Origin of the sequence: Faecalibacterium sp. i25-0019-C1 (assembly GCF_042854225.1) — a bacterium.
Classification (GTDB): domain Bacteria; phylum Bacillota; class Clostridia; order Oscillospirales; family Ruminococcaceae; genus Faecalibacterium; species Faecalibacterium taiwanense.
Map to the genome: position 1 here is coordinate 2,228,978 of NZ_AP031428.1, position 23,111 is coordinate 2,252,088.

Sequence of the window (23,111 nt, forward strand, 5' to 3'; positions counted from 1 at the left end):
GCATCTTGACGCGCGCAGTCCTTTTGCGTTAGGATAATATTGTTGTATCCCATGAAAGGAGGGTCTTCGTGCCGATCTACCCCAATTTTTACCAGACGCTCAGCGCCTGCCCCATCGTGGAGCTGCGCGGCTATGCTGCCGCCTGCGGGCTGAAGGGACGGCTGTATGCCTATCTGGACTTTGCAGGCCCCACCGGCACGGCCCGGGACGGCCTTGCCGAAGGGATGCTGGCCCTTGCCATTGAAAAAAAGAAGCTGATCTCCGGTCAGCCCATCATTGAAGCGGCCTCCGGCCCGTTTGCCGTTGCGCTCACGCTGGCGGGCCTGACCGCCGGTCATCCGGTGGTTCTGGTGATGCCGGAGGATGCCCCCGCCCTGCGGCAGGAGACCCTGCTGCGGCTGGGTGCGCAGATCCGCCACAGCCCGGCCCGCAGCGGTGTGAACGGTGCACGCCGTCTGGCGGCACAGACCGCCGCCGCAAACGGCTGGTACTACATGGACTGGCTTGCCAACGATGATAACCCGGAGTACCACCGCCGCGTTACCGGCCCTGCCATTGTGCAGAGCATCGCGCGGGAGGGCAAAAGCGCTGTGGACGCTATCGTGATCGGCGTGGGCAGTGGCGGCACCGTGACCGGCGTAGGCGAGACCATCAAGGCATGGACGAACGATGTGCGCATCGCCGCCGTGGAGCCTTACGAATCGCAGGCGCTGGGCGGCGGCCTGACCGGCCCCCACGGCATCAGCGATCTGGGCTACGGCTTTGTGCCGGAAAACTTCAACGCCTATGTGGTGGACAACGTGGTGGCGGTGAACACCACCGACGCGCAGCGGGCCGCGCAAAAGGTGCTGCGCACCGATGCCATCCCGGCTTCGGTGGCATCCGGTGCCGTTTTGCAGGCGGCCGCACAGCTCATCCATGTAGGTGCCAGCCGCTCTGCCCTTGCCATCCTGCCCGGACGGCAGATCGTAAATACATTATAAGGAGAAATCATAGAGTTCCCATGACAAACGACATGACAAAGGGAGCCATTACTCCGCTCCTGATCCGTTTTACCATTCCGCTGGTACTTGGCAACCTGTTCCAGCTCACCTACAACGCCGCCGACAGCATCATCGTGGGCAAGTTCGTGGGCGAGGAAGCCCTTGCCGCCGTCGGCACCTCCAACCCGCTCATGACTCTGGCCATCCTGTTTATCAACGGCATGTGTCTGGGTGCCGGCATTCTGGTCAGTACCGCATTCGGTGCCGGTAATACCCAGTTGATGGAGCATCAGGTGTCCACCACCGCCATTGCAGGCACCGTGTTCTCGCTGGCATTCTCGGCGCTGTGCGTCATTCTGGCCACGCCCCTGCTGCAGCTGATGCAGGTGCCCGCCGATATCCTGCCCATTGCGGTCAGCTACCTGCGCATCGTGTTTGCAGGCCTGATCTTCACCTTCTTCTATAACTTCCTTGCCGCCACCATGCGTGCACTGGGCGACAGCAAGAGTGCCTTGTATTTTCTGATGATCAGCTCTGTGCTGAACATCGGCGGCGACCTGTTCTTTGTGCAGGTGCTGAACTGGGGCAGCAACGGCTGCGCCCTTTCCACCGTGGTCAGCGAAGCACTGTGCTGCGTGCTGTGCGTACTGTACATCCGCTGGAAGGTGCCCATCCTGCAGCTGGGCAGGCGCTGGCTGGTGTTTGACGGCAAGCTGCTGCGCAAAACGGTCAGCTACGGCTGGGCCAGCGCCATGCAGCAAGCCACCGTGCAGCTTGGCAAGATCGCGGTGCAGGCCATCGTGAACACCATGGGTGTCAACGCCATGGCCGCCTTTACCGCTGCTTCCCGCATTGACGACTTTGCCTATACCCCGCAGCAGAACATCGGCCACGCCATGACCACCCTCATGGCGCAGAACCGGGGTGCCGGCAAGCACGACCGTGTGAAGCAGGGCTTCCACTGCGGTATGCGCATCGAGGCCGCTTACGGCGTGCTGATCGCCGTTGTATGCTTTGCCGGTGCGCCCTTTATCATGAAGCTGTTCGTCACCGACCCGGAGGTCATCCATCTGGGCGTGCGCTTCCTGCGCACCGTGTCCCTGTTCTACCTGATGCCCGCAGCCACCAATGGCATTCAGGGCTTCTTCCGCGGCATTGGCGATCTGAAGGTCACGCTGGTGTCCAGCACCTTCAACATGGTGTTCCGTGCGGCGGCAGCTGCGGTGTTCGTGCTGGTGTGGAAAATGGAGATCGAAGCTCTGCCTTACAGCTATGCGGTGGGCTGGGTCGTCATGCTGCTCTACGAGCTGCCCATGCTGGTTCGGTATCTGCGCAGCCATGGAGACGAATTATAATCGTTTTATTTGATTTGTGATACGCAAAAGGCTCTGCATCGCAAGGATGCAGAGCCTTTTGCGTATTAAACTTACTTGCGGCTTGCCAGCAGATTCTCGATCTTCTTCAGCGGGTCGATAATGCTGGAAACAGACATGTCGTGGTTCAGAGCCACCACAAAGTATGCAGCGTACTTGGAAACATCCACATCCACATACCAGTCGCGGGTGAGCAGCTCAGGCATACGGTAGGTCAGGTTGGTGCCCACAACATAGGTCAGCTTGCCCTCGGCCACAGCCTTGTCGAACTTCTCCAGACCGCTGGTGAACAGGGGGAAGGTGGCGTTGGCGATGATGTTGGCAGCGCCGCGCTCCTTCAGGTTGCTGGCGACCTCCAGCATGCTCTCGCCGGAAGCAATGATATCGTCTGCGATAAAGACGGTCTTGCCTTCCACGCTCTCGCCCAGATACTCGTGGGCAACGATGGGGTTGCGGCCATTCACCACGCGGGTGTAGTCGCGGCGCTTATAGAACATGCCCAGATTGCAGCCCAGCACACTGGAGAAGTACATGTTGCGGTTCATGGCGCCCTCGTCCGGGCTGACCACGGTAAACTTGCTCTTATCAAAGGAGAGGTCCGGGTCCTTCTTCAGCAGGCTCTTCAGCACCTGATAGGTGGGCATTGCATTATCAAAGCTCATCAGCGGCACAGCGTTCTGCACGCGGGGGTCATGAGCATCAAAAGTGATGATGTTGCGCACACCCATGGTCTGCAGCTCCTGCAGGGCCACAGCGCAGTCCAGACTTTCGCGCACCACACGGCGATGCTGACGGCCGCCGTACAGGCTGGGCATAATAACCGACACACGGTGTGCCTTGCCGGCCACTGCCTGGATCAGGCGCTTCAGGTTGGCGAAGTGATCGTCCGGAGACATGTGGTTCTCGTAGTTGAACAGCTTGTAGGTCACACTGTAGTTGCCGGGATCGACCACGATGAAGATATCGTCGCCGCGCACCGACTCCTTCACCAGACCCTTGGCATCGCCACTCTGGAAGCGGGGGCAGTCGCAAGGAATAATGAAGGTCTCTTTGTCAATTCCGGCAGCCTTGGCCCAGCGGACCAGATGCTTGTCGATCAGGCCGGTCAGTTCCTCTGCACCGGGGCAGGAGATCAGCCGCATATCTGCCACGCTGGGCTGCTCAAAGAACGACTTCGGGGAAATTTCAATAGACATAGTCATAACTCCTTATTGCTGTTTACGATCCGTATCATGCACACAAGAGCGCATATCTGGTTTTATTTTATCACATTTCGTCGATTCTGCCATATCAATTTGTTTCATGTCAGGATTTTCTGCGCCTTGCACAGCTGTTTTTCTTTTTTCTCAAAGAGAATGTGTGTTTTCGACAAAAAGACAGCCGATTCTTTGCCATTTCGCAAATTTCGGCCGATTTTCGTGGAAAAGTAAGACTTTTCTTTGTCTGAGCAGTCTGCCGGGATCGCTCTTCCGGGAGATAAAAATGCAGTGTGCCGGGCAGCGGAGATGCTGCTGTTTTCGCTCGTTCGCCCTCCCCGGCAGAGCCGCAAAAACAAAGGCATCTGCAACAAATTTGCTGAGCTTCAGAAGCTCAGAAGCGATCGTTGCAGATGCCTTCTTATTTTATATGATTGCGATAGGTGCTTTGTGTTCCGCTTACAAGGCAGCGACCGCAGCCTTCAGGGCATCCACGCGGTCGGTGTTCTCCCACTTCACGCCCAGATCCTCGCGGCCCATGTGGCCGTATGCGGCCAGCTTGCGGTAGATGGGCTTGCGCAGGTCGAGTTCGCGGATGATGGCGGCGGGGGTCAGGTCGAACACCTTCTCCACAGCCTGCTCGATCTTCTCATCCGAGACGGTGCCGGTGCCGAAGGTGTCCACCATGATGGACACAGGCTTTGCCACGCCAATGGCGTAGGCCACCTGCACTTCGCACTGCTTGGCAAGACCTGCAGCCACGATGTTCTTTGCCACCCAGCGGGTCGCATAGGCAGCGCTGCGGTCCACCTTGCTGGGGTCCTTGCCGGAGAAGGCACCGCCGCCGTGACGGGCATAGCCGCCGTAGGTGTCTACGATGATCTTGCGGCCGGTCAGGCCGGTGTCACCCTGCGGGCCGCCCACAACGAAGCGGCCGGTGGGGTTGATGTAGTACTTGGTGTTCTCATCCAGCAGCTCGGCGGGGATGGTGGCCTTGATGACCTTTTCCATCACGTCTGCACGCAGCTGTTCCATGCTGACGCTGTCGCTGTGCTGGCTGGAGATGACCACAGCATCCACACGCACGGGCTTGTTGTTCTCATCGTACTCCACAGTGACCTGGCTCTTGCCATCCGGACGCAGATAGTCCATCTCGCCGTTCTTGCGCACCTCGGTCAGGCGCTTTGCCAGCTTGTGAGCCAGACTGATGGGCATAGGCATCAGCTCCGGGGTCTCATCGCAGGCATAACCGAACATCATGCCCTGATCGCCTGCACCGCCCACCTGATCGTTGGTGCCCAGTGCGATGTCGGGGCTCTGGCCGTCGATGTTGGAGATGACGGCACAGGTGTCGGCATCAAAGCCGAACTTTGCGCGGGTGTAGCCGATATCTGCCACCACCTCGCGGACGACCTTCTGGAAATCCACATAGCAGTTGGTGGTGATCTCGCCCATGATGTGCACAAGGCCCGTGGATGCACAGGTCTCGCAGGCCACACGGGCATCGGGGTCGTGGGTCAGAATTTCGTCCAGAATGGCATCCGAGATCTGGTCGCAGATCTTGTCGGGATGTCCTTCGGTGACGGACTCAGAAGTAAACAGGTGTCTTGCCATTTGTTTTGCCTCCTAAAGTTTTTACAGCAGGGTGTGTATTTCTTGCTCCAACATTCCGTTCAAGCTTTTTTGCGCGAAAAATAAAAGCGCCCAGAGCCCGAAAGCTCTGAGCGTTGCACTCTTATCTCTCGGTTTCCCGCAGGATTTGGCACCTTGCGCTCACGCGCAGGTTGTCGGGCTTCACAGGGCCTGTCCCCTCAGCCGCTCTTGATAAGTCGGTATTCAGTTGGTACGTTCAGTATTCTATCATTGCTTCGTCAGATTGTCAAGAAGAGTATCACTCTTTTTAGACATTATTCTGAAATTGATGGAGCATTCCCCTGCTCCGGTACGGCATGGCCGTTCCGGGCGGCGTGGAAGGCGCGCTTTTCCGCATACATCCGCTCGTCCAGTTCCACCAGAAATTTCTCCACGCTGCCGCCCTCATACTTTGCCACACCGGTGGAGAAAGACAGCTGAAAACTGCCCGCCGGGGCGGCGTTATAGCGCTGCACCCGCTGCTCGATGGCGGCACAGATCTTATTCAGGATCTCCTCCGAGCCGTGCCGGATCAGCACCATGAACTCATCGCCGCTTATGCGGATAGCTACCGAGTTTGCCACCAGCGCCCCGGACAGGATGTGACCGATCTCCTGAATGGCGCGGTCGCCCGCACCATGACCGTAGGTGTCGTTGATCTCCTTGAAGCAGTTCACGTCCATCATGATGCCGTAAACATCCTTTTCCTGCGTGGCATGGATGCGCTCCAGACAGTAGTTCATGTACTTGCGGCCAAACAGACCGGACAGCTCGTCGATATAGCTGCGCAGACTGCGGAGCTGACTGTCCACAAACACAAAGGCGATGGCCACCGACAGCCAGCCGAAGGCCATACCGTAGAACGCACCCTGCAGCACCGTGCCCACCGCACAGGTGATCACAAAGTAGTACACCGAGAAAAACTCCACCGTAACGCCATCGCGCTTGGCCTTATGCACCTGCCACACGCTCTCGGCATAATAGCCGAACAGCAGCAGGTAAAGCAAACTGTTCAGCGGCCCGCGATGGTAAACGTTGTCCGCGGAGATGGTAAAGATCCATCCTGTGCCGAAAAGGTTCGCCACCAGCAGCGCCAGAACAGCCAGCAGCGGCGCGCCCAGAAACAGATGCCTTCTGCGCAGGCGTCCGGTGCTGCGGTAGACCCGGAAGTCCACATACAAACACCACGCAAAGCCCACGCTCACGGCAGCGCCGGTGCAGACGGTGTTCATGAGGTACAGCCAGAACCGGCTTGCCGCGCCGGGCACGCCGTCCAGCAGAAAGCTGATTGTCTCTGTCGCCTGTGCCAGCAGAGTCACCACCAGCATCTGGCAGAACAGCTCACTTCCAACACTGTTTTTACTCTCGCCGCGCACCCGCAGCAGAAACAGAAAGCATACCAGCACCGCCCCTGTGCCATTGGCCACAAGGATCTCGGGTATATTCATTGCATTTCCTCCCCTGCCCGCCTTATCCCATAAGGCAGACAGCCCCTGTTTTATACAGTATCTATCTGTATTATATACCCTGCCGCGCCCTGCTTGCAAGGCTTGGCATCAAAAAGGGCCGCTGCACAGCAATTTGTGCAGCGGCCCTTGGGAAAACCAGACGATCCAGAACAGCCTCCGCGTGCGCTCTGGTTCTGTTTTGCGGAAATATTATTTATAATTGCATTTTTTCGCAGAAAGATCAATAGCCCTTTGCCTGCTCGCCGTTCAGAATTTTGACAGCGCGGGAGGTGCCCAGACGGTCAGCACCCAGCGCAAGGAAGGTCTCCATGTCCTCCACGGTAGAAATGCCGCCGGCAGCCTTGACCTTGCAGCGGCCATGCACGCCCTTGACCATCAGCTCCACATCGTGGAAGTTTGCGCCTGCGGTGGAGAAGCCGGTGCTGGTCTTGATGTAGTCCGCGCCTGCCTCGCAGACGATATCGCACATCTTTTCCTTTTCCTCGTCGGTCAGCAGGCAGGTCTCGATGATGACCTTCAGGACCTTGTCGCCCACCGCCTGCTTCACGGCGCGGATGTCCTCGCGCACGGCATCGTACTCCTTGTTCTTCAGGCGACCGATGTTGATAACCATATCCACCTCGGCGGCACCATTCTCAATGGCAGTCTTGGCTTCAAACGCCTTGCTGGCGGTATCCATGGCACCCAGAGGGAAGCCTACCACGCAGCATACCGGGATGCGGCCCGCCATATACTCCACCGCCTGCCTGACGTAGCAGGTGTTGATGCAGATGGATGCGGTGTGGTTTGCAATGGCTTCGTCACACAGGGTCTGGATCTGGGGCCAGGTGGCCTCCGGCTTCAGCAGGGTGTGATCGACATGGGAGAGAATTTCTTCACGAGTCATGTTTGTTTCTCCTTTTTACTTGCTGGCACGGCGCACCTTTGCCATGCCGACAGCACTCAGGGCAATTGCAGTTGCTGAGACCGTTGCACCAATGATGCCCAGCACCAGACCGGAGACCAGAAATGCAAAACCTTTCAGACCACGCTTCATAAAACCGTACCTCCTAAATTATATTGGATATTTTCTCCGCCTGCGGCGGAGAGAATATCTCACTTGCGATTTTTAAAGATGATCAGCTTGCTGAACACATAGTTCAGCACGATCACCAGTACATTGGAAAAGATCTTCACGGCAAGGCCCCACAGTGCCTGCGCATCGTAGCGGCTGGTAACGAAGATCGCCGTGGGGCCGTCTGCACCGCCGATGACGGCAATAGCGGCAGAGCCATCCGTGACCCCCGCCGGTGTGCCGGCATAGGAGGCTGCCATCTGGATGGCCGTATCCGGGCCAAGCCAGTGGGCCACCACGCTCAGCACCCCCTGCATCAGCTCGTCCATCAGCGCTGCACCCTGCGCAGCCAGCAGATTGCCCAGCACCAGCATAATTGCAGTGTCCAGCAGCATTGTACCCAGACGACAGGTGACGAATGCACCAAATTCTCTCGCCATGGCCTTGCCCTGCGTTTTGCTGCGGAACACAAAGGCGCGGTTGGTGCAGTAGGCAAACAGGATGCAGATGATGTTATCCAGTACATTGCCCCAGCTGTTGGCGGCTGTATAGCCAAACAGCTTGTTGAACAGCGCATACAGCACAATGTTCAGCAGGGTGCACAGCACGCCGAAAACCAGATAGCTCAGCACTTCCCAGTGTTTCTTGAAAAAATTTATCATAGTTCGTCAAACCCTCTCCGTCCGCTCGCGCTGCTCGCGTCCACCTCTCCCGAAGGGCGAGGTTTTATTGCGGGCGCGGCGAGCCTGCCCTCTTTTGCCAAAAGCTCTCCCCTTCGGGGGAGCTGTCACCGCAGGTGACTGAGAGGGTTCTCTCCTTAACAAAAACAGCCCCGCCGCCGTTTTCCCGGCAACGGGGCTGTTGATCGCATTGTGTCAGAAGCTTTTCTTCCGAACGAAAGGCTGATTACTCAGCGTCGTCGTTCAGCAGGGCCTTCATAGACAGGCTGATGCGCTTCTTGTCGAAGTCGACATCCAGCAGCTTCACATCGACCATATCGCCGACCTTCAGTACGTCAGAGACCTTCTCAACGCGGTCATTGCTGATCTCGCTGATGTGGACCAGACCATCAACACCCGGCAGGATGCGGACGAATGCACCGAACTTGGTCAGAGAGACGACCGGAGCATGGAAGGTGCTGCCGATGGGGTAGTTGTTCTTCAGCTGCTCCCAGGGGTTGTCCTCGGCCTTCTTGTAGCCCAGAGAGACCTTGTGGTTCTCGGTGTCGATGTCCTTCACATACACCTCGATGGTATCGCCAACGGAGACGACCTCGGAGGGATGCTTGATGCGGTTCCAGCTCAGCTCGCTGATGTGGCACAGACCGTCCACACCGCCGATATCGACGAATGCACCGTAAGAAGTCAGGCTCTTGACAACGCCGGTGTAGGTCTTGCCCACCTCAACGTTTGCCCAGAACTCTTCACGCTTTGCCTTGTTCTGCTCAGCGGTCACCTTGTTGATGCTGCCGACGATCTTGCGGCCGGAGCACTCGGTGACAACCAGCTGAACGTGCTGGCCAACCAGAGCGGTGTAGTCCTCATCACGGCGCATAGTAGCCTGAGAACGAGGAACGAACACCTTGACGCCCTTGACGTTGACCACAACGCCGCCCTTGTTGAACTCGGTGACATCGCCTTCGACGACCTCGCCGGACTCAGCGGCCTTAGCGATCTCTTCCATGCCCTTGCGAGATGCGAGCTTCTTGCGGGAGAGCTGGATGACGCCATCCTGATCCATAACCTTCTCGACGATGAGGTCCAGCTCATCGCCAACCTTCACCAGGTCTTCGACCTTGGCGGAGGAATCATCGGTCAGCTCGCTCAGCTTGACAAAGCCGGTCTGCTTCGCTCCGATATCCACCTGGATCTCGTTGGCAGAGATGCTGGTCACGATTCCTTTCACAATACTGCCTGCATGAACACGCTTTTCCTCGGATGCATTCAGCATCTCCTCAAAGCTCATGCTGTCATTGATTTCTGCGCTCATACTGTTAAGTACCTCCTCAATAATAGACGATGGCGTTGAAGCCCCGGCTGTCACGCCCGCCACTTTAACATCTGCAAACCATTCCGGCCGAAGTTCGCTCGCTGTCTCGACCGTTACGGCACGCGTGTGTTTTGCGGCGACCTGTACCAGCTTTTGGGTATTGGAAGAATGATGACCGCCAATGACAACAATGATGTCGCATTTTTGGCTGAGGTCTTCCGCTTCCTGTTGCCTCGCCCACGTCGCATTACATATTGTATCAAAAATTCGGGCGTTTGTATAGGCTTTTTTGAGAAACTCCGAACTTTCTTGCCATTTTGTAACCTGAAATGTGGTCTGTGCAACTGCAAACAGGGGTTTTTGCGGGTCAGAGGGGCCTTTCCATGCCTTCAACTCGGCCAGATCGGCAAAAACGAACACCTCTCCGCGGGTGTGGCCCACGATTCCCTGCACCTCCGGATGGGTCTTGTCGCCTGCCACCAGCAGCACCGCCCCCGCCTTTTCGGCCTCGGCGGCAATGCGCTGGATCTTCTGCACGAAGGGACAGGTGGCATCATGGTAGGTGATGCCGCGCGCATCCAGCTCGTCGTACACGGTGCGCGGCACGCCGTGGCTGCGGATGACCACCTCGTACCCGGCGGGCACATCGGCGATGGCATCCGCCACAAGGGCACCCTTTTTCTGCATATCCTCCACAGCCTGCGGGTTATGGATCAGCGGGCCGAGGGTGGCCACCTTGCAGCCTTCGTTCAGCAGGCCATAGGTCAGGTCCACCGCCCGCTTGACACCAAAGCAGAACCCCGCCGTTTTGGCAACTCGGATCTCCATCTTTTACGCCCCCATCTTTTCCCACGCATCCAGCAGGGCCTGCTTGTTGGCACGCAGCTTTTTGGTGTCGCGGCGGCTCTCCATGGCAAACTGCTCTGCAGGCATCGGCTCGCCGTAGATCACCCGTACTTTGCAGAACAGGTGCATTTTTCCATCCGGCGTATCGTACAGGATGCGGCAGGGCACTACGTCCACCCCGGCCCCCGCCGCAATGACGAACAGTCCGCTCTTGGGCGGCAGAAGCTTCCCGTCCTTTTCGCGGGTGCCCTCCGGGAAGATGAGCAGTGTTTCGCCGTTTCTGCACTTTTCTACGGTCTGCTCAATGGCAGCCATTTCATCCTTTGTGCCGCGCACGCATACCGCGCCGCAGCAGCGGAAGAACCATGTGAGCAGGGCGTTGATCTCGAACAGTTCCTTCTTGGCGAACACGATCATCCGCCTACCCCACCGGGTGACCACGATGAACACCGGGTCGATGGCGGAGACATGGGTGGGTGCAAGGATGCAGCCCTTTGTCTGCACCTTTTTCAGGTTTTCGCGGCCCTCTACATGGATGCGGAAGCCGATATGCCACAAAAGCCACGCAAAGGGCACTAAGATGTAATATAATATCATTTTATCGTTTTATTCACTTTCTCCGCAATGATCTTCTTCATTGCAGCAAGGCTCTGTTCAAAATCCAGCTCCGAAGTGTCCAGCAGCACGGCATCGTCCGCCTGCTTCAGGGGTGCAGCGGCACGGTGGGTGTCCTGATAGTCCCGCTGCTTCACGTCGGCCAGCACCTCTTCATAGGGAGTATCGATGCCTTTGGCCTGATACTCTTTCCACCTGCGTGTGGCGCGGGCTTCCGGCGTGGCGGTGAGGAAGATCTTCACCGTGGCATCCGGCAGCACCACCGTGCCGATGTCGCGGCCGTCCATCAGCACGTCCTGCTTTTTGGCCATATCCCGCTGCAGTTCCAGCAGAAAGGCGCGCACAGTCGGGTTTGCGCCCACGGCAGAGGCAGCCATACCTGCGGCCTCGGTGCGGATGGCGGTGCTCACATCCTCTTCCTTTAAATAAATGTGCTGTTCGCCCTCAATGGAGGCCAGCCGCAGCTCGATCTGGGGAAGCAGCGCGTTCACTGCGTCGTTGTCCTTAGGGTCCTTGCCTGCGCGCAGGGCATACAGGCCGATGGCGCGGTACATGGCACCGGTATCCACATAAATATAGCCCATTTCAGCCGCCAAACGGCGTGCCAGCGTAGATTTGCCTGCACCTGCAGGCCCGTCGATCGCAACAGATACCATTTTATATCTTCTCCTTTTTAAACTGAACGATTTAAAATGGCCTCCGCATTCGCTGTGGCCATCTTCAGCGGAAAATCATTTTAATATTTTTGCGCTCTGCGGAGCGCTCCAAACACATTTTCACCGGATGGGGTCGTAACGGAGAACTGCATTGCTGCTCGTTCCCTTCGGGAACAGTTGCGCAGCGGTCTGTGAGACTATCCCGGCAACAACCCTTTTTGTGAAAACATATTTTGAAAACGACCACAGTCGTTTTCAAAATACAAATCAAAAAAATCTATTCCTATAAATATGCCCAGAGCAGCGCGGAGGGCATTTAAAATTGTTTTATCTGTAATTACAGATGATTTGCAAAGCTCTGTGCGGTGCAGAAGGCGATCTGCAGGTTGTAGCCGCCGGTATAGGCATCCACATCCAGCACTTCGCCTGCAAAGTAAAGGCCCATCGCCTTTTTGCTCTGCATGGTTTTGGGGTCCACCTCCCGCACGGACACGCCGCCGCTGGTGATCACCGCGTGGGCCAGATCGCCCCGGGCATCAATGGACACCCGCCAGTGCTTCATCAGCTGCACCAGCTCCCGCTTCTGTTCCCGGGTGATCTGGTTGGCCTTGGTAGCCGGGTCGATGCCCCAGCGCGCCACCATCACCGGCTGCATACTGGACGGCAAAAGCTTTACCAGCGCGCCCTGCGCCGCATGGTTTGCCAGCAGGGCAAAATCCCGCGTGATGCGGTCGTAAAGCTGCTCTTCGCTGAGAGCGGGCTTGAGGTCGATCTCCGCATGATACTTGTGTTTTTTCATGTCGCCCAGATGGCTGGAGGCGCTCAAAGTCAGCGGGCCGCTGATGCCAAAATGAGTGAACAGCATTTCGCCCTGCTCGTCAAAAATGGCCTTGCTGTCCTCGAACAGGGTCAGGGTGACGTTTTTCAGCGCCAAGCCCATCATCTTTTTGCAGTCCGCGTCATGGCTCACAAGACTGACCAGACTGGGCACCGGCTCGATGAGGGTGTGCCCGGCCTGCTGGGCCAGTTTGTAGCCGTCGCCGGTAGAGCCGGTGGTGGGGTAGCTCACGCCGCCGGTGGCCACCAGCACGGCATCCGCCCGGTACTCCCGGCCGGAGGTGCCCCGCACACCGATGCACCGCAGTGCCGGGCCTGCCTTTTTCTTTTTGGGGTGGCGCGGGTTTTCCGGTGCGGCGGGAGCTGCTTCCGGCTCCGGTGTTACCTCTTCCAATAGCAGCTTTTTCGCGCCGTCATGCACGAGTTCAGCATCCTGCGCATAGCGCAAAAGAGCCTGCCGGATCTCCTCGGCCTTGTCCGATACTGGGAACACCCGGCGTCCGCGCTCCACCTTCAGCTCCACGCCAAGGCCCTCGAACAGTTCCATGGTCTTTGCCGGTGGAAAGGCCCCCAGCGACGAATACAGAAAGCGCGGGTTCGTGCGCACATGGCGTAGAAATTCCTCTGCCGGGCAGTCGTTGGTCACATTGCAGCGGCCCTTGCCGGTGACAAGGATCTTCTGGCCGGGCTTGTCCATGTGTTCCAGCACCGTCACCTGATGCCCCTGCCGCACGGCGGCACCCGCCGCCATCAGTCCTGCCGCGCCTGCGCCGACGATCAATACTTTCGCCATCCGTTTTCTCTCCCATCGCCTAATAATACGAGTATATCATACCAGAATCGACACGCAAAAGCAATGTTCTGCCGTATTTCTGCCAATTACAACAGCTGGGCAAGGATGCTGTTCTGCACGATGAGACCCGCCGGGGTCAGGGCAAGGGTGCGGCCGTCAAAGCTTGCATAGCCCGCCCGGACGCAGTTTTGCACAAAGGCCAGCTGTGCGGTGGAAAATTCTTTCCCGTAAATTTTTTTGTATGCATCCAGCGAAAGGCCTTTGCGCAGACGCAGCTGTAAAATAAGGTAGTCCTCTGCGCCGCAGCTGCCGTCCATCACCGGGGCGGCGGCATCGTTCAGGAAAGCGGCGGTGTCCGGCGGGTAGTAGAACCGTCTGCCGCCCATGCAGGAGTGCGCCGCCGGGCCAAGGCCCAGATAGTCGCCGCAGTCCCAGTAGATGAGGTTGTGTCTGCCCTCATAGCCGGGCTTTGCAAAGTTGGAGATCTCGTACTGTTTGTAGCCGTGGTGTTCCAGCTGTTCCACTGCATAAAGGTAAAAATCGGCGGCTTCATCGCCGGTGGGCAGGCCTTCGGGCGGATGTTTACCAAAGGCCGAATCCGGCTCGATCTTCAGCAGATATGCCGAAATATGGGTAGCCCCACCACCCTCGATCAGTTCCAGCGTTTCGTCAAACTCAGCTTCGGTGTAGTGCGGCAGTGCCAGCATGATGTCGCCGCTGATGTTCGCAAAGCCTGCGCGCTGCGCGGCGGCAAATGCAGCCCGCGCCTGCTTTGCCGTGTGCGGTCTGCCCAGCGTGCGCAGCTGGGTATCCCGGGCAGACTGCACCCCGAAAGAGATGCGGTTCACGCCCGCCTCCCGGAAGCCTGCAAGGCTTTCTTCCGTCACCGTCTCCGGGTTTGCTTCCAGTGTGATCTCGGCCCCCGGCATCGGCCGGGCCGCATCGATCAGCCGTTTTGCCTGCTCCGGGCGCAGCAGGCTGGGCGTGCCGCCGCCAAAATAAAGGGTGTCCGGCTGCAGAGGTGCTTCCGGCGCAAAGCGGGAAAGCTCCCGCAAAAGAGCATCCACATAAGCTTCCGGTACGCCGCGCTCACCGGGATGGGAATAGAAATCGCAGTACCTGCATTTGGAAAAACAGTAGGGTATGTGTAAATAAAGCCCAAGAGACATACAATATCACAGCCTTTTTCATGAAACGTTCATTTCTATGCAGTATACTATATTCCGTAGACCGGAGCAAGGAAAAAGTGTTCCGGCAGAAAGAGACTGGAGGAGTCCCATATGGATTACAATTACAATGGTTACGATCGAGGCTACACGGAGCCTGCCATGACCTCGGCTGACTATATGAACCGCACCTACCGCTGGATGGCGGTAGGCCTGCTCATCACCTTTGCAGCGGCGTTCGTTACAGCCGCTACCCCGCTGCTGTACGTCGTCAACTCGCTGTATCTGGTGTTCACCATCGCAGAGCTGGTGCTGGTATATGTGCTCAGCTCCCGCGTGCAGAACATGTCGGTGGGCGGTGCAAGAGCTACCTTCTTTGCCTATGCACTGCTCAACGGCATGGTGCTGAGCTACTACTTCCTGATATTTGATCTGGGCACTCTGGTGCTGGCCTTCCTTGCCACCTCGCTGTACTTCGGCCTGATGGCGGTCTACGGCACTACTACCCACAAGGATCTGTCCGGCTGGGGTCCCAAGCTGATGATGGGCCTGTTCGCGCTCATCATCACCGGCTTTGTGGGCATGCTGTTCGGCATGAGCTTCCTTACCACGGTGCTGTACAGCGCTGTCGGTCTGGTGGTGTTCATGCTGCTGACCGCCTACGACACCCAGAAGCTGAGCCAGATGTTCTCCTACTACGCCTATGACGGTGAGCTGGCCGAGAAGGCTTCCATTTACGGTGCACTGACGTTGTATCTGGACTTCATCAACATCTTCCTGTATGTTGTGCGCCTGCTGGGCATGAACAGCCGCCGCCGCAACTGATTTTTGATCCGCAAAGGCTCTCCCGAAAAGGGAGGGCCTTTTTGTTTGGTACTATCATTTAGAATATCCTCCGCTTCGCTTTGGGTATCAACACAGAAGGCCACAGAGGGAAGATGCATTTTCCGGCTGCAGCCCTTCCCGTAATATAGCAGCCCAGCCAGACCCGCAGGTCTGGCTGGGCTGCTATATTACAAAATATCATTTCCTCTAAATATGCCCAGCGCAACGCGGAGGGCATTTAAATAAAAGAATGCATAAAACCTGCCCTGCTGTCCCACACTAAGCCCAGAAGCAATGCGTACACAATGCAGCAGATGGGAGTAACGACAATGGAGCAGATCAAAAAGTTTTTGCGCAGCAGGGGCTTTACACTGGCACTGCTGGCCTGTCTCGTCGCAGCCGCAGCGGCGGGCGTGTGGGCAGTGCGCACCGTGCGGGATGAACTGAAAAAGAGCTACGACGACCTGACGGCCCCGCAGGAAGAACCTGCCCCGGAGCCGCAGTTCACCCTTGACCCACAGGAGGACGATGTATGGCAGCAGCCCGTGACCGACGCCGCAGAATCTGCGGCAAATGTACCCAAGCCCGCATCCTCTGCGTCCTCTTCTGGGGCGCAGTCTGGCTCTGGTTTGGTGCACGAACCCTCCGCACTGCAGGGCGCATCCTCGCCTGCCAGCAGTTCAGCTGCGCCTGCCTCCACGCAGCCCGTCTCGGGCAGGGTCTTGAACGCCTACAGCGGCGATGAGCTGGTGTACAGCAGCACCCTTGGCGACTGGCGCACCCACAACGGTGTGGACTACGCCTGTGCGCAGGATGCACAGGTGTGTGCTCCCGCCGCCGGTAAGGTGACCGCCGTGGACACCGATAGCCGCTGGGGCAGTGTGGTGTGCATCGAGGACAGCGCCGGGCACCTGTGGCGGGTGTGCGGCACAGCCGACCCCACGGTGCAGACCGGCGATGAAGTGAGTGTGGGTCAGATACTTGGCCGTGCAGGCAGCATTCCCAACGAATGCGCCGAGGAGACGCATATCCATCTGGAAGTACTGCAGGGTGAGCAGTACCTTGACCCGGCAAAGCTGCTGAACTGATGCAGTTCGCCGTATCCCCTGCGTATTTTTCAGTAAAATATTCCAAGCAGCAAAAAATCGGAAAGGCCGTTCTGGTCTTTCCGATTTTTCATTCTATAGGATCGATGCAGGCTCAGGCATTTTCCAGCTCAACCACCGGCCAGCCCAGAAGGCGGATGGCTTCGCGGTCGTGGGTAGCCAGCAAGACAGGCTTTTCTCCGCAGCGCTCCCGCAACAGCGCCGCAGCGGCGGCAAGGGTGTCCGGGTCCATGCCGGTGAAGGGTTCGTCCAATAGCAGGGTGTCGCTGGGTGCCCACAGGGCCCGCAACAGGGCGGTGCGCCGCTTCTGCCCGCCGGAAAGCCGTGCTGCAGGTAGAGTCAGCGCCGCATCATCCATGCCAAGCTGTTGAAAATCCGATTTAATTTGCTCTTTGTATTGTTTTTCACTGCCGGGCAGCACCAGCGTCACGTTCTGGAGCGCCGTCAGCTGCGGGCAGAGCCTGTCCTCCTGAAACACTGCCGCGGCCCGGCCCACGCCCCGCACCCGGCCTGCAGTGGGCGTGTCCAGCCCCATGAGGATGCGCAGCAGGGTGGTCTTGCCCCAGCCGCTGGGGGCCCACAGCACCGCCGGGCCGTCCACCGTGAGGCAGAGGTCCCGGAAGAGCGTTTTCTCCCCGAACTGTTTTGTCAGATGCTCGATGGTCAGCATTGCGGCACCTCCCCGGTCACAGCGCGGGTCACGCGGTCCAGAAGCAGCAGAAACAGCTTTTCAAACCCGGCGCTGAGCAGGATGATCACAAATGTCCATGCAAACAGCTCCCCGGTGGAAAGGGTGATCTTGGCCCGGTAGAGTGCATCGCCGATGCTGCCATTGGGCAGGCCGATCACCTCAGCGGCTACGCCGCTCTTCCAGCAGATGCCAAGGGCCACACTGCACCCCTGCCGGAAAGCCGGCAGCACCGCAGGCAGCCACACAGCCCGCAAGCGGCGGGCAAACGGCATGCGGAACACTTTTGCCATTTCCAGCAGCTGAGGGTCTGCGCTCCGGATGCCGGTGCGCACCGCGCCGTACAGCACCGGCAGCACCATCAGAAAGCTGATGAGCACCGAAAGCGATGCTCCCCGCACCCACACCAGCGCCAGAATGATGAAGCTTGCCACCGGCGTGGCCTTGACCAGCTGCAGCACCGGTGCCAGCAGCACCTCTGCCGCGTGCCACGCCTGCGCCGCCGCAGCCAGAAACACGCTGACTACCACGCCCAGCCCGAAGCCCAGCAGGATGCGTCCGGAGCTGAAACCCACCCGCTGCCAGAACTCTGCCTGCGGCAGAAGCTGCAAAAGGGTGCGCAGCGCCTGCACCGGCGAGACCAGAAACACCTCCTGTCCCACGGCCATGGCAGCGCACTGCCACACCGCCAGCCAGAAGGCCGCAGCGCCCAGCCGCTGAAAAAATTGTTTATGTCGCTTCATAAACTTACCTGCTCCTGATTACAAATAAATGCAGGACGGCAGGGTATTTCTTCAGCGAATGATCCGAGGATAGGACCCTGTTGCCATAAGGCAACAGGGCGGGAGCTGGAAGCCCCGAATTTCGCGGAGAAAGCGCCCTGATGGCCTGCCCAGTTCTACATTATACATTATAATACCATATCTCTTTCCAAACGCCAATGACCCGTGCATCATGATGCATAAGAGCTTATCATGCCTGTCATTACTTTTCTTCATGTTTTTCTTTCTTGACATGAAATCAATAAAACGATAAACTGAACTGTATGAATCTCTGTCATCTTTGATGCAAGAAAGAAATGAGGTGTCTGTCCTATGCAGAAGCTTTCCGGCAAAAATCTGCTTCTGGTCGGCTTTACACTGTTTTCCATGTTTTTTGGTGCAGGCAATCTGATCTTCCCGCCGCATCTGGGCGCACAGGCCGGTACCAGCCTCTGGCCTGCCTTTGCGGGCCTTGCCGTCAGCGCCGTCGGCCTGCCCATTGCGGGCGTGGTGGCTGTGGCACGGGCAGGCGGTCTGGACAGGCTTGCCGGCCGGGTGCATCCGGTGTTCGCCATGGTGTTCACAATTTTAGTGTATCTTTCCATCGGCCCGTGCCTTGCCATCCCCCGCACCGCCAGTACCTCCTTCCAGATGCTGGTGCCGCTGATAGGCGGCGGTACCGGGCTGCAGCTGGCCTACTCGGTGCTGTTTTTTGCAGCGGCCTTTCTGGTGGCGCTGCGGCCGGAAAAGCTTACCGACTGGCTGGGCCGCATCCTCTGCCCCTGCCTGATCGTGCTCATCGTGGTGCTGTTTGCCGGGTGTCTCATCCATCCGCTGGCGGCACACTACGGCACACCCAGCGCAGAGTACGCAGCCCTGCCCGCTGTGCAGGGCATCCTGTACGGCTACCAGACCATGGACACGCTGGCCGGGCTGAATTTTGGCGCGGTCATTGCCCTGAACATCCGCGCCCGGGGTGTCACAGAAAGCCGTGCCGTGGAAGGCGGCACCATCCGGGCCGGTTTTATTGCAGGCGGGCTGATGCTGGTGGTCTACGCCATGCTGGGCCACGCCGGGGCCGAGACCGGCACGGTGTATCCGGGCCTTGCCACCGGTGCCGAGGTGCTCACCGCTCTGGCACAGCAGCTGTTCGGCCGGGCGGGCCTTGTGCTCATTGCGGCCATTTTTGTGATCGCATGCTTCAACACCTGCGTGGGCCTGATCGCCTGCGTGGGGCAGTATTTTCATCAGCTGCTGCCCCGCATCCCCTACCCTGCCCTTGCCGCCTTTTTTGCTGTGGCCAGTATGCTGGTATCGAACCTCGGCCTTGCTGCCATCATCCGGCTGTCCACTCCGGTGCTGAACGCCATTTATCCCGCAGCCATCGTGCTGATCCTGCTTTCCTTTATGCCGGGCCTTGAAAAGCACCGGGCGGTGTATCCGCTGTGCATGGGCCTGACCGCCCTGCAGAGCATCGCCGCTGCGCTGCCGCTGGGGGCAGTATCTGCCGCCGCCAACGCTCTGCCGCTGGGCAGCATGGGCTTTGGCTGGGTACTGCCTGCGCTGGCCGGGCTTGCTGGCGGGCTGCTTTTAAACAAATCTGATCTGCAATAAAATAACCTGAAAGGCCCGGTTCCCATGTTACAGGGAGCCGGGCCTTTGCTATTTACTGCAGTTTTTTGCGTTTTTCGTAGTCGTTCAGGGCGGCAAGCGCTTCCTTTGCCATGGGCACCAAAGCTATCATGTTGAAAATAGTCATCAGGCCGATGCCCACGTCGCCCAGATCCCACACCACCGTGTAGGCCTGCATACCGCCGATCACCAGCATGGCCAACGCGATCAGCTTATACACGGTCTGGCTCCACCAGTTGTCGCCGCACAGATAGGCCACATTGCCGCGGGCATAGTACAAAACGCCCAGAAAGGTGGAAAAGCTGAACAGCGCCAGCGTGGCCGCAATGAACACGACACCAAAGCCGCCCAGATGGTACTGCAGGGCAGTCTGCAAAAGGTCCATGCCCGCAAGTCCTTCCGTGATCTCCTGCGGCACCAGCAGCATCAAAAAGGCCGTGCAGCTGCAGATCACCACCGTATCGATCAGCACGCCCAGTGCCTGCACAAAGCCCATCTTGACCGGGTCGTCGCACTCTGCGGCGGCAGCTGCACAGGGTGCCGAACCGCTGCCCGCTTCGTTGGAGAACAGGCCGCGCTTGACACCGTTCATCAGCACAGCACCAAAGCCGCCAGCCACGGCCTGCCGCAGACCGAACGCTTCCGCAAAGATGCGCCCGAACACCGCCGGGAGCTTGGGCAGGTTGAACAGCACGATGCCCACGGTGATGACAAAATAGCACACCGCCATGATGGGCACCATCACGTCCAGACTTTTCACGGTGGCATTCTTGCGCAGCACGATCACCGCCGCAATGGCCGTGAGCACCAGTGTGGTAGTAAGCGGCGGAATATGGAACGCATTTTCAAACGCGGAACTGACCGAGTTAGAGATTACCTGACTGATGCCGCACCAGCAGATGAGACCAGACACCGCAAACAGCGCCGCTACCACAGAGCGTTTGAGCTTTTTGCCGCGCCTGCGCTCCGCCAGCACATGCAGATAGTAGGCCGGTCCGCCGCGCCAGCCGCCGTACAGCGGGTCGGGCTGGCGGTATTTCTGGGCAAGGGTGGATTCGATAAAGGAGGTGGACGCACCCAGAATGGCAGTGACCCACATCCAGAACACCGCACCGGCACCGCCTGCAGAAACAGCGGCCACCACGCCCACCAGATTGCCCATGCCCACGCGGGTGGCGGTGGAAATGACCAGCGTCTGGAAGGAGGAAAGGCCGTCCCTGCCTTGCTTTTTCTCGCACACGGCGGCGATCATATCCCGGAACAGCCGCACCGGCAAAAGACGGGTGCGGCAGGTGAACCAGATGCCCGCCGTGAACAGCAGCACCACCATGAAGGAAATGCCGATGCCGCCGCCCAGCGGGATGGTGAACAGGTCGCCCCACAGCAGGCGATAGACGGATTCGATAAGATTTACCAGCAAGGCAGATTCCTCCTGTAGATCAATGGAATGAAGACGATAACTTCATTATAGTACAGTACAGAAGAATTGTAAATTCAAAAAAATTGATAGAAATAATCGATGGAACAGGATAACTTGACAAATCACATAGCTTCGATTATACTACAAACAGAAGGGGCGCTGACTGCAAAGGTCAGCTTTCCATCCCGTTAGTCAAAAAGATTGACCGCTCGAGTTGGGGAACTGTGAGGCGGTCAATCTTTTTTGTTATCATCGCTTTTCATCTGGGAAAACTTTGCCATGACCTCAACGGTCAGACGGATCACATCCACGACCAAGCTCAACAACGCGAGAATGAACGTGAGCAATGCGAGAGTCTCCAGCAGATTCATTCGATATCCCTCCCTTCGCCTTCAAGGCTCCGGGCAGGGTACTTTCAAAAAAGTTTCCTCCCGGACCTCTGCTTGTTCTATGTAGAAATAGAAAAACCAGCGATACGGGATAGAAAGCATGACCACCAATTTTACAATCAGCGCCTTATTGTTATTTTAACACAATCTTTTTGGAATTACAACACAAAAGCCGCCCGGCGGTCATACCGGGCGGCGGAGGAAGATGCGCGCTGCTGCGCGCAAAACAGAAGATTTTTACAGAATGTCGATGTACTCACCGGCCAGCGCCTTGTTCATGCTGCGCACGGCACAGAACTTGCCGCACATGCTGCAGGTGTCGCTGTGGTCGTCCTCCGGCAGGCGGGCATCGCGGATGGCCTTTGCGGTCTCCGGGTCCAGTGCGCAGGCGAACTGTGCATCCCAGTCCAGCACACGGCGGGCATCGCCCATCTTATCGTCGATGTCCCGGGCGTGGGGGATGCCCTTGGCGATATCGGCGGCGTGGGCAGCGATCTTGGAGGCCACGATGCCCTGCTTCACATCGTCCACATTGGGCAGAGCCAGATGCTCGGCGGGGGTCACATAGCACAGGAAAGCTGCACCGCTGGCTGCAGCCACAGCGCCGCCGATGGCAGCGGTGATGTGGTCGTAACCGGGGGCGATATCGGTGACGAGGGGTCCCAGCACATAGAAGGGTGCGCCCATGCAGATGCTCTTCTGCACCTCCATGTTGGCAGCCACCTGATTCAGGGGCACATGGCCGGGGCCTTCCACCATCACCTGCACGTTGTGTGCCCATGCGCGCTTGGTCAGCTCGCCCAGACGCACCAGCTCCTCGATCTGGCACACATCGGTGGCGTCAGCCAGACAGCCGGGACGGCAGGCATCGCCCAGCGAGATGGTCACATCGTGCTCGGCACAGATCTCGCAGATCTCGTCAAAGTGCTCGTAGAAGGGGTTCTCGTTGCCGGTCATGCTCATCCATGCAAACACCAGAGAGCCGCCGCGGCTGACAATGTTCATCTTGCGCTTGTGCTTGCGGATCTGCTCGATGGTCTTGCGGGTGATGCCGCAGTGCAGGGTGACAAAGTCCACACCGTCCTCTGCATGCAGGCGCACCACATCGATGAAGTCCTGTGCGGTCAGCTCAGCCAGATCGCGCTGGTAGTGGATGACCGAATCGTACACCGGCACGGTGCCGATCATCACCGGGCACTCGTGGGTCAGCTTCTGACGGAAGGGCTGGGTGTTGCCGTGGCTGGAAAGATCCATAATGGCTTCGGCACCCATGTTGACGGCGCTCATCACCTTCTGCATCTCCACGTTGTAGTCCTTGCAGTCGCGGGAGACACCAAGGTTCACGTTGATCTTGGTGCGCAGCATGGAGCCGACACCCTCGGGGTTCAAACACTCGTGGTGCTTGTTGGCCGGAATGGCTACCTTGCCCTCGGCCACCCACTGGCGGATCTCCTCGGTGGTGCGATACTCTTTTTTAGCCACGATCTCCATCTGCGGCGTGATGATGCCCTTGCGGGCAGCATCCATCTGAGTGGTATAAGTCTGCATACGCTCTGTTCCTCCAAATGACAGTTTATCTCTGAACAGCAGGGTGCTGGTCATACAAGGGTAGGGAAAGGCAGCCGTCATTCAGAAAAAACAGAACGTTCTGGATGCCGGCACCTGCGCAAAATACGCTTTT

General features: G+C 58.1%; 21 protein-coding genes and 1 riboswitch. Of the genes, 5 read left to right on the top strand and 16 right to left on the bottom strand.

The annotated features are described in order from the left end of the window. The first annotated feature begins 68 nt into the window (after positions 1-68). Both ACGHUK_RS11065 and ACGHUK_RS11070 read left to right on the top strand, forming a co-directional pair. Positions 69-983, top strand: a complete 915-nt coding sequence (locus ACGHUK_RS11065; protein WP_390574316.1) for a pyridoxal-phosphate dependent enzyme — start codon at positions 69-71, stop codon at positions 981-983. A 20-nt stretch (positions 984-1,003) separates the two neighbouring features. Further along, positions 1,004-2,338, top strand: a complete 1,335-nt coding sequence (locus ACGHUK_RS11070) for an MATE family efflux transporter (RefSeq protein WP_390574317.1) — start codon at positions 1,004-1,006, stop codon at positions 2,336-2,338. Positions 2,339-2,409: 71 nt separating this feature from the next. Here ACGHUK_RS11070 and ACGHUK_RS11075 read toward each other — a convergent pair whose 3' ends face one another. From ACGHUK_RS11075 to hemW, 11 genes are all read right to left on the bottom strand, one after another. After that, positions 2,410-3,552: a ribose-phosphate pyrophosphokinase gene (locus ACGHUK_RS11075; RefSeq protein WP_044954082.1), complete on the bottom strand. Its 1,143-nt coding sequence runs from the start codon at positions 3,550-3,552 to the stop codon at positions 2,410-2,412. Positions 3,553-4,011: 459 nt separating this feature from the next. Next, complete coding sequence (gene metK / locus ACGHUK_RS11080) at positions 4,012-5,166, bottom strand: methionine adenosyltransferase (RefSeq protein ID WP_005944710.1); 1,155 nt, start codon at positions 5,164-5,166, stop codon at positions 4,012-4,014. 118 nt (positions 5,167-5,284) lie between these two features. Then, a riboswitch (SAM riboswitch) is annotated at positions 5,285-5,383 on the bottom strand. A 76-nt stretch (positions 5,384-5,459) separates the two neighbouring features. Beyond that, positions 5,460-6,632: a GGDEF domain-containing protein gene (locus ACGHUK_RS11085; RefSeq protein ID WP_390574318.1), complete on the bottom strand. Its 1,173-nt coding sequence runs from the start codon at positions 6,630-6,632 to the stop codon at positions 5,460-5,462. Between the two features lie 241 nt (positions 6,633-6,873). Beyond that, entirely contained in the window at positions 6,874-7,539 is a 666-nt protein-coding gene (gene deoC, locus ACGHUK_RS11090; RefSeq protein ID WP_005944715.1) for a deoxyribose-phosphate aldolase, read from the bottom strand. A 15-nt stretch (positions 7,540-7,554) separates the two neighbouring features. Next, positions 7,555-7,689, bottom strand: a complete 135-nt coding sequence (locus ACGHUK_RS11095) for a hypothetical protein (protein ID WP_005944717.1) — start codon at positions 7,687-7,689, stop codon at positions 7,555-7,557. A gap of 59 nt (positions 7,690-7,748) precedes the next feature. After that, positions 7,749-8,369 carry a GtrA family protein gene (locus ACGHUK_RS11100; RefSeq protein ID WP_390574319.1) on the bottom strand — a complete coding sequence of 207 codons (621 nt, stop codon included), beginning with the start codon at positions 8,367-8,369 and terminating at the stop codon, positions 7,749-7,751. 244 nt (positions 8,370-8,613) lie between these two features. Further along, positions 8,614-10,524, bottom strand: coding sequence for a bifunctional 4-hydroxy-3-methylbut-2-enyl diphosphate reductase/30S ribosomal protein S1 (locus ACGHUK_RS11105; RefSeq protein ID WP_097775054.1), 1,911 nt, complete (start codon positions 10,522-10,524; stop codon positions 8,614-8,616). A 3-nt stretch (positions 10,525-10,527) separates the two neighbouring features. Continuing rightward, on the bottom strand, positions 10,528-11,139 hold the full coding sequence (locus ACGHUK_RS11110) for a 1-acyl-sn-glycerol-3-phosphate acyltransferase (RefSeq protein ID WP_005944723.1): 612 nt from the start codon (positions 11,137-11,139) through the stop codon (positions 10,528-10,530). Beyond that, a complete protein-coding gene (cmk, locus tag ACGHUK_RS11115) occupies positions 11,136-11,813 on the bottom strand; it encodes a (d)CMP kinase (RefSeq protein ID WP_390574320.1) in 678 nt (225 codons plus the stop codon). The genes ACGHUK_RS11110 and cmk overlap by 4 nt, the downstream gene beginning before the upstream one ends. Positions 11,814-12,150: 337 nt before the next feature. Then, a complete protein-coding gene (locus ACGHUK_RS11120) occupies positions 12,151-13,443 on the bottom strand; it encodes an NAD(P)/FAD-dependent oxidoreductase (RefSeq protein WP_390574321.1) in 1,293 nt (430 codons plus the stop codon). Positions 13,444-13,529: 86 nt separating this feature from the next. After that, positions 13,530-14,612 (bottom strand): radical SAM family heme chaperone HemW, encoded by a 1,083-nt coding sequence (hemW, locus tag ACGHUK_RS11125; protein WP_390574322.1) that lies wholly within the window; start codon positions 14,610-14,612, stop codon positions 13,530-13,532. A gap of 111 nt (positions 14,613-14,723) precedes the next feature. Here hemW and ACGHUK_RS11130 point away from each other — a divergent pair, with 111 nt between their 5' ends. Together ACGHUK_RS11130 and ACGHUK_RS11135 are read left to right on the top strand one after the other, a co-directional pair. Further along, positions 14,724-15,434: a Bax inhibitor-1/YccA family protein gene (locus tag ACGHUK_RS11130; protein ID WP_097775049.1), complete on the top strand. Its 711-nt coding sequence runs from the start codon at positions 14,724-14,726 to the stop codon at positions 15,432-15,434. 329 nt (positions 15,435-15,763) lie between these two features. Continuing rightward, positions 15,764-16,522 (top strand): peptidoglycan DD-metalloendopeptidase family protein, encoded by a 759-nt coding sequence (locus tag ACGHUK_RS11135; RefSeq protein WP_390574324.1) that lies wholly within the window; start codon positions 15,764-15,766, stop codon positions 16,520-16,522. 112 nt (positions 16,523-16,634) lie between these two features. Here ACGHUK_RS11135 and ACGHUK_RS11140 read toward each other — a convergent pair whose 3' ends face one another. Together ACGHUK_RS11140 and ACGHUK_RS11145 are read right to left on the bottom strand one after the other, a co-directional pair. Then, positions 16,635-17,210 carry an ATP-binding cassette domain-containing protein gene (locus tag ACGHUK_RS11140; RefSeq protein ID WP_390574326.1) on the bottom strand — a complete coding sequence of 192 codons (576 nt, stop codon included), beginning with the start codon at positions 17,208-17,210 and terminating at the stop codon, positions 16,635-16,637. Then, on the bottom strand, positions 17,204-17,971 hold the full coding sequence (locus ACGHUK_RS11145; RefSeq protein ID WP_390574327.1) for an ABC transporter permease: 768 nt from the start codon (positions 17,969-17,971) through the stop codon (positions 17,204-17,206). The genes ACGHUK_RS11140 and ACGHUK_RS11145 overlap by 7 nt, the downstream gene beginning before the upstream one ends. Before the next feature lie 351 nt (positions 17,972-18,322). Between ACGHUK_RS11145 and brnQ the strand changes: the two genes are divergently transcribed. After that, a complete protein-coding gene (gene brnQ / locus ACGHUK_RS11150; RefSeq protein ID WP_332376609.1) occupies positions 18,323-19,603 on the top strand; it encodes a branched-chain amino acid transport system II carrier protein in 1,281 nt (426 codons plus the stop codon). A gap of 52 nt (positions 19,604-19,655) precedes the next feature. On the opposite strand, the gene ACGHUK_RS11155 is transcribed toward brnQ, so the two are convergent. The 3 genes from ACGHUK_RS11155 to thiC all read right to left on the bottom strand — a co-directional run bounded on the left by ACGHUK_RS11155 (position 19,656) and on the right by thiC (position 22,978). Further along, the gene (locus ACGHUK_RS11155; RefSeq protein ID WP_005943194.1) at positions 19,656-21,041 is read right to left on the bottom strand and encodes an alanine/glycine:cation symporter family protein; all 1,386 of its coding nucleotides are present in this window, start codon (positions 21,039-21,041) and stop codon (positions 19,656-19,658) included. 233 nt (positions 21,042-21,274) lie between these two features. Further along, complete coding sequence (locus tag ACGHUK_RS11160) at positions 21,275-21,412, bottom strand: hypothetical protein (protein ID WP_165852596.1); 138 nt, start codon at positions 21,410-21,412, stop codon at positions 21,275-21,277. Positions 21,413-21,667: 255 nt separating this feature from the next. Continuing rightward, positions 21,668-22,978, bottom strand: a complete 1,311-nt coding sequence (gene thiC / locus ACGHUK_RS11165; RefSeq protein WP_044953845.1) for a phosphomethylpyrimidine synthase ThiC — start codon at positions 22,976-22,978, stop codon at positions 21,668-21,670. Between the last annotated feature and the right edge of the window lie 133 nt (positions 22,979-23,111).

Bases quoted from the DNA above. Each gene is read 5' to 3' on its own strand.
- ACGHUK_RS11070 (WP_390574317.1), top strand. From the start codon at position 1,004: ATGACAAACGACATGACAAAGGGAGCCATTACTCCGCTCCTGATCCGT.
- ACGHUK_RS11075 (WP_044954082.1), bottom strand. From the start codon at position 3,552: ATGTCTATTGAAATTTCCCCGAAGTCGTTCTTTGAGCAGCCCAGCGTG.
- metK (WP_005944710.1), bottom strand. From the start codon at position 5,166: ATGGCAAGACACCTGTTTACTTCTGAGTCCGTCACCGAAGGACATCCC.
- ACGHUK_RS11085 (WP_390574318.1), bottom strand. From the start codon at position 6,632: ATGAATATACCCGAGATCCTTGTGGCCAATGGCACAGGGGCGGTGCTG.
- deoC (WP_005944715.1), bottom strand. From the start codon at position 7,539: ATGACTCGTGAAGAAATTCTCTCCCATGTCGATCACACCCTGCTGAAG.
- ACGHUK_RS11095 (WP_005944717.1), bottom strand. From the start codon at position 7,689: ATGAAGCGTGGTCTGAAAGGTTTTGCATTTCTGGTCTCCGGTCTGGTG.
- ACGHUK_RS11100 (WP_390574319.1), bottom strand. From the start codon at position 8,369: ATGATAAATTTTTTCAAGAAACACTGGGAAGTGCTGAGCTATCTGGTT.
- ACGHUK_RS11105 (WP_097775054.1), bottom strand. From the start codon at position 10,524: ATGGAGATCCGAGTTGCCAAAACGGCGGGGTTCTGCTTTGGTGTCAAG.
- ACGHUK_RS11110 (WP_005944723.1), bottom strand. From the start codon at position 11,139: ATGATATTATATTACATCTTAGTGCCCTTTGCGTGGCTTTTGTGGCAT.
- cmk (WP_390574320.1), bottom strand. From the start codon at position 11,813: ATGGTATCTGTTGCGATCGACGGGCCTGCAGGTGCAGGCAAATCTACG.
- ACGHUK_RS11120 (WP_390574321.1), bottom strand. From the start codon at position 13,443: ATGGCGAAAGTATTGATCGTCGGCGCAGGCGCGGCAGGACTGATGGCG.
- hemW (WP_390574322.1), bottom strand. From the start codon at position 14,612: ATGTCTCTTGGGCTTTATTTACACATACCCTACTGTTTTTCCAAATGC.
- ACGHUK_RS11130 (WP_097775049.1), top strand. From the start codon at position 14,724: ATGGATTACAATTACAATGGTTACGATCGAGGCTACACGGAGCCTGCC.
- ACGHUK_RS11135 (WP_390574324.1), top strand. From the start codon at position 15,764: ATGGAGCAGATCAAAAAGTTTTTGCGCAGCAGGGGCTTTACACTGGCA.
- ACGHUK_RS11140 (WP_390574326.1), bottom strand. From the start codon at position 17,210: ATGCTGACCATCGAGCATCTGACAAAACAGTTCGGGGAGAAAACGCTC.
- ACGHUK_RS11145 (WP_390574327.1), bottom strand. From the start codon at position 17,971: ATGAAGCGACATAAACAATTTTTTCAGCGGCTGGGCGCTGCGGCCTTC.
- brnQ (WP_332376609.1), top strand. From the start codon at position 18,323: ATGCAGAAGCTTTCCGGCAAAAATCTGCTTCTGGTCGGCTTTACACTG.
- ACGHUK_RS11160 (WP_165852596.1), bottom strand. From the start codon at position 21,412: ATGAATCTGCTGGAGACTCTCGCATTGCTCACGTTCATTCTCGCGTTG.
- thiC (WP_044953845.1), bottom strand. From the start codon at position 22,978: ATGCAGACTTATACCACTCAGATGGATGCTGCCCGCAAGGGCATCATC.